At 44.2% G+C, this 14,009-nt stretch carries 13 protein-coding genes; 7 read left to right on the top strand and 6 right to left on the bottom strand.

The annotated features are described in order from the left end of the window. Positions 1–323 precede the first annotated feature (323 nt). Together pulA and C8268_RS15035 are read left to right on the top strand one after the other, a co-directional pair. A complete protein-coding gene (gene pulA, locus C8268_RS15040) occupies positions 324–2,669 on the top strand; it encodes a type I pullulanase (protein WP_234032818.1) in 2,346 nt (781 codons plus the stop codon). 178 nt (positions 2,670–2,847) lie between these two features. Continuing rightward, positions 2,848–3,459: a 50S ribosomal protein L25 gene (locus C8268_RS15035; RefSeq protein ID WP_106768424.1), complete on the top strand. Its 612-nt coding sequence runs from the start codon at positions 2,848–2,850 to the stop codon at positions 3,457–3,459. Between the two features lie 54 nt (positions 3,460–3,513). On the opposite strand, the gene C8268_RS15030 is transcribed toward C8268_RS15035, so the two are convergent. The 4 genes from C8268_RS15030 to kduI all read right to left on the bottom strand — a co-directional run bounded on the left by C8268_RS15030 (position 3,514) and on the right by kduI (position 7,001). Next, positions 3,514–4,380, bottom strand: coding sequence for a transporter substrate-binding domain-containing protein (locus tag C8268_RS15030; protein WP_106768423.1), 867 nt, complete (start codon positions 4,378–4,380; stop codon positions 3,514–3,516). Positions 4,381–4,567: 187 nt separating this feature from the next. Then, complete coding sequence (gene kduD, locus C8268_RS15025; RefSeq protein ID WP_106768422.1) at positions 4,568–5,320, bottom strand: 2-dehydro-3-deoxy-D-gluconate 5-dehydrogenase KduD; 753 nt, start codon at positions 5,318–5,320, stop codon at positions 4,568–4,570. Between the two features lie 56 nt (positions 5,321–5,376). Continuing rightward, positions 5,377–6,135 (bottom strand): DeoR/GlpR family DNA-binding transcription regulator, encoded by a 759-nt coding sequence (locus tag C8268_RS15020; RefSeq protein ID WP_106768421.1) that lies wholly within the window; start codon positions 6,133–6,135, stop codon positions 5,377–5,379. A 32-nt stretch (positions 6,136–6,167) separates the two neighbouring features. Beyond that, on the bottom strand, positions 6,168–7,001 hold the full coding sequence (gene kduI / locus C8268_RS15015; protein WP_106768420.1) for a 5-dehydro-4-deoxy-D-glucuronate isomerase: 834 nt from the start codon (positions 6,999–7,001) through the stop codon (positions 6,168–6,170). Positions 7,002–7,184: 183 nt separating this feature from the next. Between kduI and C8268_RS15010 the strand changes: the two genes are divergently transcribed. After that, on the top strand, positions 7,185–8,045 hold the full coding sequence (locus tag C8268_RS15010) for a glycerophosphodiester phosphodiesterase (RefSeq protein WP_106768419.1): 861 nt from the start codon (positions 7,185–7,187) through the stop codon (positions 8,043–8,045). A gap of 31 nt (positions 8,046–8,076) precedes the next feature. Next, the gene (locus tag C8268_RS15005; protein WP_106768418.1) at positions 8,077–8,292 is read left to right on the top strand and encodes a DUF2905 domain-containing protein; all 216 of its coding nucleotides are present in this window, start codon (positions 8,077–8,079) and stop codon (positions 8,290–8,292) included. Between the two features lie 80 nt (positions 8,293–8,372). Here C8268_RS15005 and C8268_RS15000 read toward each other — a convergent pair whose 3' ends face one another. Next, positions 8,373–9,251, bottom strand: a complete 879-nt coding sequence (locus tag C8268_RS15000; RefSeq protein ID WP_106768417.1) for a YitT family protein — start codon at positions 9,249–9,251, stop codon at positions 8,373–8,375. A gap of 136 nt (positions 9,252–9,387) precedes the next feature. Next, the gene (locus C8268_RS14995; RefSeq protein ID WP_106768416.1) at positions 9,388–9,579 is read right to left on the bottom strand and encodes a hypothetical protein; all 192 of its coding nucleotides are present in this window, start codon (positions 9,577–9,579) and stop codon (positions 9,388–9,390) included. A gap of 175 nt (positions 9,580–9,754) precedes the next feature. On the opposite strand from C8268_RS14995, the gene C8268_RS14990 reads away from it, so the two are divergent. From C8268_RS14990 to C8268_RS14980, 3 genes are all read left to right on the top strand, one after another. Continuing rightward, positions 9,755–11,482: a sensor histidine kinase gene (locus C8268_RS14990; RefSeq protein ID WP_106768415.1), complete on the top strand. Its 1,728-nt coding sequence runs from the start codon at positions 9,755–9,757 to the stop codon at positions 11,480–11,482. Between the two features lie 39 nt (positions 11,483–11,521). Continuing rightward, entirely contained in the window at positions 11,522–12,253 is a 732-nt protein-coding gene (locus C8268_RS14985) for a LytR/AlgR family response regulator transcription factor (protein ID WP_106768414.1), read from the top strand. A gap of 141 nt (positions 12,254–12,394) precedes the next feature. After that, on the top strand, positions 12,395–13,843 hold the full coding sequence (locus C8268_RS14980; RefSeq protein ID WP_106768413.1) for a carbon starvation CstA family protein: 1,449 nt from the start codon (positions 12,395–12,397) through the stop codon (positions 13,841–13,843). The last annotated feature ends 166 nt before the right edge of the window (positions 13,844–14,009 follow it).

The raw sequence follows: 14,009 nt of genomic DNA, 5'->3' as shown, positions 1-14,009 counted from the left end.
AAGGTTTTTCGAAGTTTTATCAAGGGTGTTTTTAGCATCCGTCTTTTGAAGACGGGTGCTTTTTTTATTTTAAAATAAATTTCTTGTTCGTTGTCGGATTCTATTTTATCTTTCCTGTCTAAGTATATGTATGTTATAGAAGCGATTGTACAAGCATTGATCAGATAAAGAGAAAAGGGTACATAAGCCGATAGGCATGGCCTGGCATAAACTAAATATGTAGCGATTTATCAACTAAGGGTGAGGTCTGGCTAATGAATCAGAAGCCAATACTATTAGAAATCCAGCGATAAAAAGCGACGGTGATAATGATGAGCATGGACATGTTCCATTATAAAACAAACATAAAACTTGGTGTAACTTATAGAAAAAATAAAAGTGTTTTTAGGCTATGGGCGCCAACGGCCCGTGCGGTATCTTTAGTACTGTATAAAGATGCCGGTATTTACGATGAATCTGGGTTAGTTATGGACCATGAGGGCGGACAAGAAATCCGCATGAGTCGCGGGGACGATGGGGTATGGACTTCCATCATAACTGGGGATTTGGCAGGTCGATACTACCTTTACAAAATAAAACATGATCACGGCGGATATCGCTTCGCTGTAGACCCTTATGCAACAGCAGTATCGGCTAATGGTTGCCGCGGAGCTATCGTTGATCCGGAAGCTTGCCGTCCTGACGGTTGGGCGTTTGATTCATCTCCCCCGCCGATCCAGCCTACCGATGCGGTGCTGTATGAACTGCATGTAAGGGATTTTTCGATATCGTCTAACTCCGGTATGAAATATAAGGGGAAGTATAAGGCGTTTACAGAACACGGGCTGAAGGATGAATACGGAAATAGCCTGGGAATAGATCATCTTGCCGAGTTAGGTGTAACACATGTGCAGCTTTTGCCCATATCTGATTTCAGGACGGTCAATGAGCTTGAAGAGACAGGATCCTATTACACAGGAAAAGAGTATAACTGGGGCTATGATCCGCAAAATTATAACGTGCCGGAGGGCTCTTATTCAACCGATCCGACAAAGCCGGAGGTTCGTATTCGGGAATGTAAAGAAATGATAATGGCCCTTCACAATAAGGGGATCAGAGTCATTATGGATGTCGTTTATAATCATACTTATACGGTTGATGACGGCCCATTTGAGCCGATTGTTCCCGGATACTTTTATCGCCGGCACGAAAATGGCGAATTGTCCAACGGTTCGGGAGTCGGTAATGAGCTAGCTACGGAAAAACCGATGGTTCGAAAATATATTAAAGATTCCCTGCGTTATTGGGTTGAGGAGTACCATATAGACGGTTTTCGGTTTGATCTGATGGCTCTGATCGACAAGACAACGATGTTTGAGATTGTAGAGGAGCTTCGCCGTGAGGTAAAACCTTCATTGCTGATTTATGGAGAGCCTTGGACAGGAGCGGAAAGTCCGCTTGTAAGCAAGACGGTCAAAGGAAGCCAGCGAGGGAAAGGCTTCGCAGTGTTTAACGATCATTTTCGTTACGCCATTAAAGGGGATAATGACGGAAGTGAAAAAGGGTTTGCTACCGGGGCTTCCGGCTTTGAGAAATCAGTGGCTGAAGGTATGCTAGGGTCGATTCACGACTTTGCCTACGCTGCTTCGGAAACGATCAACTATGTGACGGTACATGATAATTTGAACTTATGGGATAAGGTACTGACTGCAATGGGATTAGGACGTAAAGCAGGGCTTCTTCATATGAAAAATGGCGTACCGGCAGATGGTGGAGATATATGGAAGAAAGTGTTTGAAAGTCAACCTTATTTTGCTGTTTCGGATGATGATATATTGAATTCCGAGCCTGTGCGTCGAAGCTTGCTGGCTAACAGTATCGTACTGTTATCCCAGGGGATTCCGCTTATCCATGCAGGCGATGAACTGCTGAGGAGCAAGTTTGGCGATCATAACAGTTATCGGAGCGGAGATGCAGTTAATGCGATAAGATGGGAGAACAAAGCGCGTTTTCTTCCTGTTTTTCAATATTATAAAGGGCTGCTTGAACTTCGTCGGAAGCATTCATCTTTCAGGATGGAAGATCGTGAACAGATCGAAAAGAACATGAGCATCATTCGCTGTGGAGAACAAATTGTAGCTTACCAATTGGAGAATAACGGGAGTGGGGATAGCTGGAACAAAATTGTTGTTATCGTCAATGGACGGTGTAGCGATACCGTTATGGAGTTGCCGGCGTCGCCATATGTTTGGAATGTTGTTGTAAATGACAAAAGAGCTGGTATAGAAACGCTTATGGAGATTGACGCTTCCAAAGTTACCGTACCTAAGCTGTCTGTGATGGTGTTATATGCAGATGAGGAGCGGCCGAAAAAAAATATTGTGGCTATCGAGCTGGAGTATGAGCGGGCAGATCATCATTATGATGGCTGGAATGTTTGGGTATGGGATACGGGGGTCCAGGATGGAAGGATTGACTTCACGCCAAAAGAGGATGGAGGGGTTAGCGCTTTAATTTACGCCGCGGCTGACGTAAAACGGATCGGTTTTATTATTCGTTTGAATGATTGGGAAGCTAGAGAGTCAGAGCAAGACCGTTTTATCACCATCCCTTCAGGGGAAGAGCGGTTAAAAGTTAAGGTGATCAGCGGAAAAGGAAAATGCGGTTCTCACTCAGATATAGCCAGTTAGTATGTAATAGAGCCTTCGGTTTGCCGAAGGCTCTGTATTATTTTAAAGAGGGGGTAATTATATTTACCCTGTTTTTAAAAAAATTAAACAAAATAAAAAATAGTTGTTTCAAAGCCATCAAAATGGGGTAATGGTTAGTTAGACTTTGTTTTCATTCAAGAGGAGGGTGTTTATCACTATGTCATCAAAAGGGAACAATGTTCAACTAACAGCAGAAATTCGCAATGAGTTTACACGGGCTTCACGTCGCAGTCTTCGTCAAAATGGAGGTCTTCCCGGCGTTGTGTACGGCTCTAACATGGAAACGATTCCGGTTTCCGTTGATATGAAAGAAGCCTCAAGACTTTTTATTACAGGTCGTTCGGAAGTGTTTGATCTTGCCATTCCAGGCTCCGATCCGCTTCCCGTACTGATTAAAGATGTTCAGAAGCGGCGTGGCAATGTAATACACGTTGATTTCCTTCGTATATCGATGAATAAAGTGGTTCGTGTTACGATTCCGGTAGAGTATTTGGGAGAAGCAAAAGGAACCAAAAGAGGCGGTGTACTGCAAACCCAGGTAACCGAGCTGGAAATAGAAGGCTTGCCAGGAGATCTTCCAACTACCATTGAAGTGGACGTTTCCGGGATGGATATTGGCGATAAGCTAACGGTTGCCGATATTGACTTGGCTCAAGGGATAACATTGATTGCAGACGGTGAAGAGGTGCTTGCCTCCGTTCTTGTTCCGCGTGCTGTAGAAGCAGCAGAAGCGGGTGAAGAGCAGGCGGAAGAAGCAAGTGAGGCCTAAAGTTATCAGATAAATATAATAAGCAAAAAGCCCTCCGAAATATTTTCGGGGGGCTTATTTATGATCGACAGTTCCTTTGTACGCTGCTGGGGAATCGCCGAAATATTTGTTCCAAATGGTGAGGTAGCTTCCATCTGCGTGCATAGCTTCCAGCGCATTATCGACTGCAGCGACAAGGTCGGAATTACCTTTTGGGAACGCAGCGCATATCTGATGAGCCGGTTTCAGGGAAGCCGCTGTTTTTAAAGGGAAATCGGAGGTTTGCTGGCTCAAGTTCAGCAATGATAGGCTATTTGTAATGATAGCATCTGCTTTACGTTTGACGAGCAGATCAACCGCCTCGGATAAATCATTGGTTACAACGGTTTTGGCTCCATATTTAGAGGCAAGCTGCTGATATTCATCCACTTTTTCAACAGCAACCGTCTGTTCCTTCAGATCGGTAAATCCCTCGACCTTACTTTCATTCGACCGAACTGCTAATACTGTAGCCGAGGTTGTATAGGGTTGAGACATATCATATAGCGCTCGATGCTCCTTGCTATCTGCAACTTCACTAAAGACTGCATCATACTTGCCTTCTGATAAGCCTGGCAGCAGGTCATTTTCTTTCACTTCAACAAAGACAGCTTTCATTTTCAGGTGTCTGGCAACTTCTTCAGCGATTTCGACATCAAAACCTGTTAACCGATCGCCTGTTCCATGATAGCTGAAAGGCGGAAAATCGCTTGTAGTTCCGATACGTAAAGTATTCTTTAATGCTGCATTTTGCAAGAGTCCACCAGTCTTTACCCGCAGCGGGTCTACCCCCATATTTGGATTTGGAGTTCTGTCATAGCTTTTTACGCCACATCCCGGAAGAAGTAGTGCCAATATTATCATGACCAGCAATGTTTTAATGGAGTATGGTTGTCTGACCATTTTATCCACCCTTTCCAGCTTTGGATTTCCAGTCGTTTTTTTATTAAAGTTAGGTTTTCCTAATCAGCGTGATGTATTCGTATAGAAGCGGCGGATGAGCTGGAACGCAAAAAAAGCTTAATCTTCGCGGATATTCCGCCTGGATTAAGCTTTAAAAAAGTAAGATGGCATTATTAAATATCGTTTGTTATCTGGACATCCAACCGCCGTCGACACATAGGACGTGGCCGTTTACGTAATCGGATGCGGAGGAGGACAGAAAGACAGCAGGGCCGCCGATATCTTCAGGCTTACCCCAGCGACCAGCTGGTATGCGCTCTGTAATCGACTTGGTTCTTTCCGGGTCTTGGCGTATAGGCGCTGTATTATCGGTTTCGATATAACCCGGGGCGATGCCGTTAACCTGAACACCGCTTCCAGCCCATTCGTTGGCAAATGCTTTGGTAAGACCTGCAACTCCATGTTTACTTGCCGTATATCCCGGAACAAACATACCGCCCTGATAGGAGAGCATGGAGCAAATGTTGATGATTTTTCCGCTTCCTCTTTCGAGCATATGACGCCCGGCGATTTGAGAGAGAAGATATACAGTGCTCAAGTTGATATCAATGACGTCAAACCAGTCCTTCTCACTGTGATCTTTCACGGGTGTCCGGCGTATGATACCGGCGTTATTCACAAGAATATCAATATGACCTGTGAGCTGAAGGGCTTGATCAAATGTTTCCTGAAGTTTGGAATGATCACTTAGATCGGCAACAATATCCACGCCTTGTCTGCCGTATGACCGGACGCTCTGTAAAGTCTGCTCACTTGAGCTGTAAGATACCGCAGCAATATCTGCACCTGCAGCAGCAAGAGCGGTAGCGATCCCTTGGCCAAGTCCGCGGGCAGATCCGGTGACCATCGCTGTTTTACCTGTTAAGTCAAAGCTGTTCATGAAAGGTACATCTCCTTTTGTAAAGCATGATTAGGTTGTGCAGAAATGCAAAAGCATTATTCTGGCATTTCAATGGAGATTCCCGCATTGCGGTACTGTTTGGCTGTTTCTGCCGGAAGTCCCCGATCGGTAATGATCGATGTTAACTCATTCAAGGCGGCAAAAGTACGCAGCGCAGTTTGTCCGAACTTTTGATGATGCGCTACAGCAAATACTTCGCGAGAAGTACTGACCAGAGCTTTTTTGAAATCGATCAAATCTCCTGTATATATGGAAAGGCCATGCTCTAAATGCACCCCTGTTGCCGATACGAAAGCTTTCTGGATGTTTAGCTGCTTCACGTATTCTGCTGCCTCAGGCCCGGCGAGCATGTTTCGCACACGGTAACCACCAGGGACGACGAGCCGGACCTGATCTTTGGATGCCAATTCGCTGATGATATAAACATCATTCGTAATGACCGTCATTCGTTCATTAGGTAGTTTACGTGCAATTTCAAGCGTCGTGCTGCCGCCATCCAGAGCAATGATATCGTCAGGCTGTATATGATGCAGGGCTAATGTGGAGATCTCAATTTTTTGATCTGCATGTTTGGTCAGCGGTTCTTTAGATGGGAGAATACCGAATTGATCTTTTTGGGCAAGCATCGCTCCCCCGTGAATTCGCACAATCAATCCCTGCTCCTCCAGCTTCGTGAGATCCTCCCGAATTGTTTTTCCTGTAACCTGCAGTCTCTCGCTTAGTTCAGCTACCGTGACTTCCTTCTGAGTCAGCAGCAGCTCCATGATGCTTTCGTATCGTCTAATAGGGTTCATTTCTATTCACTCTTCCGTTTATTGTATTACTTCTATTTTAATTCTTTCATCGATACTGGGTCCATATCATCATACCTTTTGTTATCTCCGGCCATTCCCCAAATAAATGTATAATTGCTTGTTCCTACACCGCTATGAATGGACCAGCTTGGCGAGATAACCGCCTGTTCATTTCTCATGACGATATGACGGGTTTCAGTCGGTTCGCCCATCAGATGGAATACGACTGCGTCTTCCGGCAGATCAAAATATAAATACGCTTCCATACGACGCGGATGAGTGTGAGCTGGCATCGTATTCCACATGTTTCCGGTTTTGAGGAGAGTCATCCCCATGACCAGCTGTGCGCTTTGAATGCCGTTCTGATGAATAAAGCGGTAGATGACACGGTCATTTGAGTTTTTGATATCGCCGAGCGCGCTGGAATCCACTTCTTCCAGTGTCGCTTTTGCTGTTGGGAATGTTTTATGGGCTGGCGCAGAATTCAAGTAAAATTTGGCTGGCTGCTTGGCATCCGTGCTTTTAAAAATAACTTCTTTCGTACCCATGCCGACATACAGGCACTCTTTATGATCCAGCTTATGTTCCGTTCCGTCTGCAATCACAACTCCATCTCCGCCCACATTAATAATACCTAACTCGCGGCGCTCTAGGAAGTAGTCTACACCCAGCTCTTTCATATCTGTTTCCAATTTAACATCTTTATTTACAGGGTGAGCTCCGCCTACGATGAAACGATCCTCATGCGTGAGAACCAATTCCAGTTTGTCAGGGGTAAAAAGAGTTGGGATATGAAATTCCTTTCGAAGCCTTTCTGTATCGAATTGTTTAACCTCATTCGGATGTGAAGCGTAACGTCTTTCCATTTCTTCTATCTCCTTTATGCTGTAATCATGAACCTGTTACCGTTCATATAAGTACAATTTACTCCATTTACGTTCATTTTACAAGTCATAAAGTATGAAGTGAACGAAAACTATATTTTTTATGGGAATCTATCCTTTGGGGAAAGCTAAACCCACTTAAAAAAGGAGGAAATCGATATTCATGTGAAAAAGGTGAGCTGGGTGAGAACGGGGTTACGATTGATTGTTATGGTATTCATTATTTTAAGTTTATGGGGTGACAGTGCGTATGCACTTCTCGGAAAGGACAGTATTAACGGAACGCTGACGGCCATGGATCGTAAAATTCTTCGAATTGCTCATCGGGGGGCATCCGGTTATGCACCAGAAAATACGATGGCGGCATTCGAGCGTGCCCGGGCTTTAGGGGCTGATATGATCGAGCTGGATGTACAACTGAGCCGTGACGATCATGCGGTCGTTATTCATGACACTAATGTGAACAGAGTAAGTAACGCCAAAGGGCTTGTACGGAATATGACATTGGAGCAGCTTCAAAAGCTGGATGTAGGTTTATGGTATGATCCTTTGTTTAAGGGAGAAAAAATCCCGACGCTTGAGGAGGTTTTAGAGAGATTTGGAGGAAAAATGCCGTTGTTAATTGAGATGAAATCACCAGCAATCTACCCGGGGATTGAACAAAAAGTAGCGGATTTGTTGCGGAAATATCGGTTGGATAAACCGTCTGAGGAGATTCCGGAAGTTATAGTACAGTCTTTTAACTCCGTATCTCTTCAACGGTTTCACAAGATCATGCCGAGCGTTCCTCTTGCTGTTTTAGTATCCAATCCGTTAGAGTTGACGGATGGACGGATTGGGGAATTTGTTCAGTTCGCACAATATGTAAATCCGTCACTGGATGCTGCAAATAAAGATAATATTCAAAAAATCCATAAAGCAGGCATGAAGGTATTCGTCTGGAATGTAAAGCATATGCTCGACATGGCACTGCTTCAAAATTCAGCTGTTGACGGGATCATAACCGATTATCCGGACCTGCTGTAAATCATGTATAATGATGTCGAGGTGATCATCGTTGCATCCGGTAACTCGAACATTGGTGATTCTTGGTGTTACATTGATTGTAATTGGTTTATTGTGGCCGCTGATCGGACGATGGATAGGCCGACTTCCGGGTGACATTGTCATTGACCGGCCTGGTTTTAAGTTTTATTTTCCTATTGTCACTTGTATCATTTTGAGTCTTGTCGGGTCTGCGATTATGTTTCTGATCCAGCATTTTCGGAAATAAACGGAAGGTGGGCAGGTTATGGCTCACATAATAAAATGAGCTGGTACTCGTACGAATAATGACTACGAGCCAGCTCATTGTTATGATTTTTGACGAAGCGGCGACACGAAGATAGAGGCGGATGGGTCTATATTACGTACGATTGATTTCAGTCTGATCATTTCCATTACATGTATATGGTATATCAACAGTTGATCAGGTTGTTGCTTCGCAAGAGTAGCTGGATCATTTAAAATATGAAGTGATAAAGACTTCCTCCCGAGCATCTGCTCTAAAGAGTTCTGAATTTCCCGAGTGTGAAAGCTGTGAATGACGATTTCCCGCTTTAATGAATAACCGGAAGCGGTTAATCGAGCGGCCTCAAGGGCCATTAGACAGGCGATTGCAGAATACATTGCCTGTTCTAAACCAAGTAGCATACCAGCCAGAGATAAAACAAATAAATTGATAATTATGCCTGCGTTGGAAAGGCGAAGTTTGCTTATGATGGCTCTAAGGGGTGAATGGATTTTGGGTAAATGTAGCAGTATATCGAGTATAGCTCCGTGCTTGATTGCGATCCCTATGCCTAGACCTAGGAAAAATCCGCCGAGTCCTGCGGCTATCGCCCCGCCTTCAACGAGAGGTGGGAGGGGATGGAGCAGAAGCGAACAGGTCGAGAATACGGCAAGTCCGGTTGTTGCCCTAACGGCCAGCTCTCGGTCAGCTTGCTGGAACAGAATGATAATCAGCGGCAGGTTGAGCATAAACAGAAATTTCCCTGTCGCAAGGCCGGTTACTTGAAAGGCCAAGGCTGAAATTCCAGTAATGCCCCCGGCAATGAATCCGTTTGGAACGAGAAACATATCCAGACCGAAGGCAGCAATGATGCTTCCGATCATAACCATCAATAATCGCCTGCGGTTAGAAATAACAGGTGTATCGTTATGGTCTGAAGCAAGAAACGGCTGATTGGACATGAGATGAACCGCCCCCTTCTTGAATACATCTTTAAATATATAATAGCAGGAAAGCTCTCCATTTTTCGAATTTCTGCTAATTTGTAACATGTAATTAAACAAGGCCTAAGCAGCATATTGCTCTAGGCCTTGTTATTTATTCATCGCGTATGCTTTTATCCTTGGATGTGCTTTTTTCATTTAGAATCTCTTTTTCGTCCTTGTTTTCCAAAATTGCACCAACAACTTCATCAATCATATCGGTTGCATTGTCGTCTGGATTATCCGGTTCGGGGATGGGATGAACGCCTGGAAAACGTTGGTCTGAATCTGATTTTTTTTCGCTCATAATATGCTCAGTCCTTTCTGGCCATATTTTGACTCAATACCGGTCGATATATGTAACGATAAACCAATGAAACATGAATGAATCACGGACCTTATAATGATAAGATTGGGGGAGCAAGATAAAATCATGTGCAATTTGTGGTCTATTTTGATGAGGAAAGCTTGGAGGGGCTTTTATGGTTGTTGAACTGCTGCTATCGATGACAGAACGTATTGGAATCATTGTAACTATTGCTTTTGTCGTGACCCGGTTTCAATTTTTCAGATCCTTGCTTAGTCAGGATTCACTGAATACATATCAACTCATTCAAGCGATATTGCTGTTTGGTATATTGGGGATTATCGGAACGTACACCGGAATTACGGTCAATACCGAATCGCTTGAAATCAATAAGTGGATGTTAGAAGTTACACAGGAAGAAGCGATTGCCAATTCAAGGGTTGTCGGTGTTGTTATGGCTGGATTGTTTGGCGGATGGAGGCTTGGTTTGGGAGCGGGGTTAATTGCTGGTATTCATCGGTTTACCCTCGGTGGATTTACCGGGCTTGCTTGCGGATTAGCCACGATTATTGCCGGGGTTTTGTCAAGTTTGCTTCATAAGAAAAACAATCAGGTCACTTTTACGGCGGCTTTCTTAATGGGAGCCTTTGCTGAAGCTCTTCAAATGCTGATTATTGTACTGCTGTCCAGGCCTTTCGAGCAGGCGGTTTCACTAGTGTCCTATATCGGTATACCGATGATTATAGCCAATGGGATTGGGTGCGTTTTATTTTTGCTTATTATTAAATCGGTTTTGAGCGAGGAAGAGAAGGTTGCTGCTTTGCAGGCCCAAAAATCACTTCGGATTGCAAGGAAAACACTCGGCTTTATGCGTCAAGGCATGAACGAGGATTCCGCCGGGGCAGTGTGCCGGATTTTGCTTGAGGAAGTCAAGGCGAGTGCGATCTCCATGACGGATGATAAAATGATTTTGGCTCATATCGGCATTGGTGATGATCATCATGCCCCCAATCGTCCACTACAGACAGAGGTGACGCGAAGGGTGATCGAGAAAGGCGAGCTTTTGATCGTAAGCCGTGAAGATATTCATTGCCAGGCTGAAAATTGTCCCCTGGGGGCAGCGATTATTGGTCCGCTTAAGCAAGGCGGCAAAACGGTAGGAACTTTGAAGTTTTATTTCCGCAATGCAAAAGAGATTAACCATGTTACGATGGAACTGATGTCAGGTCTTACGATGCTGCTTAGCTATCAGCTTGAGGCCGCCAAGCTTGAGGAAGCCCAAAGATTGGCCAGAGAGGCCGAAATCAGAACGCTGCAGGCACAGATCCATCCTCATTTTTTGTTTAATACGCTGAACACGATCCTGTCTTTAATTCGCATTGACCCGGAGAAGGCTAGAAAACTGCTGCGAAGCTTATCTGATTTCATCAGGCAGAATCTGACCGCTGCCACCTCAGACAGAGCTACATTGAAAGTTGAGCTTCAACATATCAAATCTTATATGAGCATTGAAGAACTAAGGTTTGTAGACAGGCTTAAGGTGTATTACGAGGTGGATGAGGGAGCATTGCGAAGCGAGGTCCCTTCACTAACACTTCAACCGCTTGTGGAAAATTGTATTCGGCACGGTTTTCGGGAAAAGAGCGAGAACTGTGTCATCCATATACGCATTATGAGGAATTCAAGTTCAGGAGTGACGGTGTCGATCAAGGATAACGGTAAAGGCATATCTTCTGAGCGACTGAAATATTTGGGGCAAAAGGTGCTTGAATCTTCTTCAGGTACCGGCCTTGCCGTTTATAACGTTAACAAACGTCTGATCTTGATGTACGGGGAAGAAGCTGCTTTAAAAATATGCAGTGATCAAGAAAAAGGGACGGAAATATCTTTTTCTGTACCGTAATTGCATAGAATTAGAACAATTGGAGGGCAGGGAGTAATCATGAACACATCTATTCGAACATTGGTAGTTGACGATGAAAGATATAGCCGTGAAGAATTGATTTATTTGCTGAAACAGCATCCTTCCATTGAGGTGGTCGGTGAAGCGGAGTCGGGTGAACAAGCTGTGCTCAAAACGATTCAGCTACAGCCTGATGCTGTCTTTCTTGACGTGGAAATGCCGGTTATGAACGGGCTGGAGGCAGCAAAATCGATGATGGAGCTCAAACATGTTCCGAAGATTGTTTTTGCTACCGCTTATCCTCAATTTGGAGCTGATGCATTTCGTCTGGAAGCTGTTGATTATTTACTTAAGCCGATTGACGAAGAGCAGTTGGCCGAAGCGGTCAAACGTTTGGAGAAGGCTTGTCTGAAACCAGTCATACAGCAGGCTGTGAAATCAGGCGGAAAACTTTCCATTGAAGAGAATGGGGAGATTATATATTTGAACCCGGATAATATTATATATATTTCCCGCGAAGAATCTTTTTCCAAGATTAAAACTGCCGCACGAGAATATTTTGTGAAGACGCCGCTTAAGGAATTGGAGTCCCGTCTTCGCCCGTATCCATTTTTCAGAATTCATAAAAGCTATATCGTTCATTTGAATTACGTAAAAAGACTTGTCCCCTGGTTTAACGGCGCTTATCAGTTGGAATTAAACGGGTGTGACGACATGCTTGCTGTTAGTCGTAATTATGCCAAGGCTTTTCGCACGGAGCTTGAGCTCTGATGTAGACGATGAGAAGCTGCACGTTAATTTAAATTTTTAACATCTTAAGCCCTATAATTGACATGTTAATTCAATAGAAAACATATAACTGTGGAATTATTCTATAATAATGTAAGCGATTCCACGGAAGGGGCGATGAATATGTATACTTTTATTATTTCAATCCTTTTGTTAATACTGGGTTATTTCACTTACGGAAAATATATCGAGAAAATGTTTGGGGTTAAAGATACAAGGGCAACCCCTGCTTATGTCAACCATGACGGGGTAGACTATTTGCCGATGAGCACGAACAAAAACTCGCTTATTCAGCTTTTGAACATCGCGGGAGTCGGTCCTATATTCGGGCCAATTATGGGCGCGCTTTACGGGCCGGTAGCTTTTCTCTGGATCGTTCTCGGATGTATTTTTGCAGGGGCGGTCCATGATTATTTGACAGGCATGATTTCGATCCGCAATCGCGGAGCTCATCTGCCTGAGCTGGCAGGAAAATTTCTTGGAAAAGTGATGAAGCACGTCGTCAACGCATTTGCCATTTTGCTGCTTGTTTTGGTAGGTACCGTATTTGTCACATCGCCAGCCAGTCTGATCCACAATTTAATGAACGGTGCTGTCAGTCTGCCGATCATTACGCTTGTCATTTTTGGATATTATATTTTGGCCACATTATTGCCTATTGATAAAATCATTGGACGTTTCTATCCGCTATTTGGCGCATTGCTTCTTATATCTTCTGTTGGCGTAGGCGGAGTTTTGATTTTTCAGCAAGTTCCGATTCCTGAACTGACTCTTGCGAACATGCACCCTGATAATTTGCCAATCTTTCCGCTATTGTTTCTGACGATTACTTGCGGAGCACTGTCCGGCTTTCATGCTACCCAGACACCAATCATTTCACGGACGACGCAGAATGAAAAACAGGGGCGTAAAATTTTCTACGGTATGATGATCGCTGAAGGGATCATTGCTATGGTTTGGGCAGCTGCTGCAATGAGTCTGTTCAATGGACCGGTCGGTCTGAACGAACTTTTGGCAACAGGTGGAACAGGGCTTGTTGTAAGTGAAGTTGCGGTGGCAACACTTGGTGCGGCAGTTGGTACATTGGCTGTACTTGGGGTTATCGTTCTGCCGATCACATCAGGGGATACCGCCTTCCGCAGTGCACGTATGATCATCGCTGATTATATAAAGCTGTCCCAGGTCAAGATAAACAAACGCTTGGTTATTGCTATTCCTTTGTTTATCATATCGATCGCGCTTACTCAAATCGATTTCAATATTTTATGGAGATATTTCTCCTGGGCAAACCAAGCTACCGCGGTGATTGCGTTGTTCGTCGGAGCTATGTATCTATACATCGCCCGGAAAAATTATTGGGTTGCTTTGATTCCGGGGGCGTTTATGCTCTATACAACGACGGTATATATTTTGAACGCGGAGATCGGTTTTAGAATGTCTATGAACATGTCTTATATTGTTGGGGCAGTTATTACCGCTGTTCTTGTCATTATCTTCTTCTCAGCAGCCAAAAAGGCACGAGCCGAAGATATGCCGCTGGAGGTGGATGTTTCAGACTACAAAGCGGCATAACGAAATGGATTATAAATGGCGTGCAAATGGATAACCATTTGGCACGCCATTTTTGTGGAAATCGGTATATCTCCGGTTTAAATAGATGAAACCTTAGAATTTGAATTTTAGTGAATGATGTATTGAATTACATACGACTCGACTGCAAGCGAGGCGTTTCAAAAGA

The organism is Paenibacillus faecalis, assembly GCF_900289175.1.
GTDB classification, from domain to species: Bacteria; Bacillota; Bacilli; order Paenibacillales; family Paenibacillaceae; genus Paenibacillus_AQ; species Paenibacillus_AQ faecalis.
Note: the sequence above shows the minus strand (reverse complement) of the source record. Positions and strands in the feature narration are given on the sequence as shown.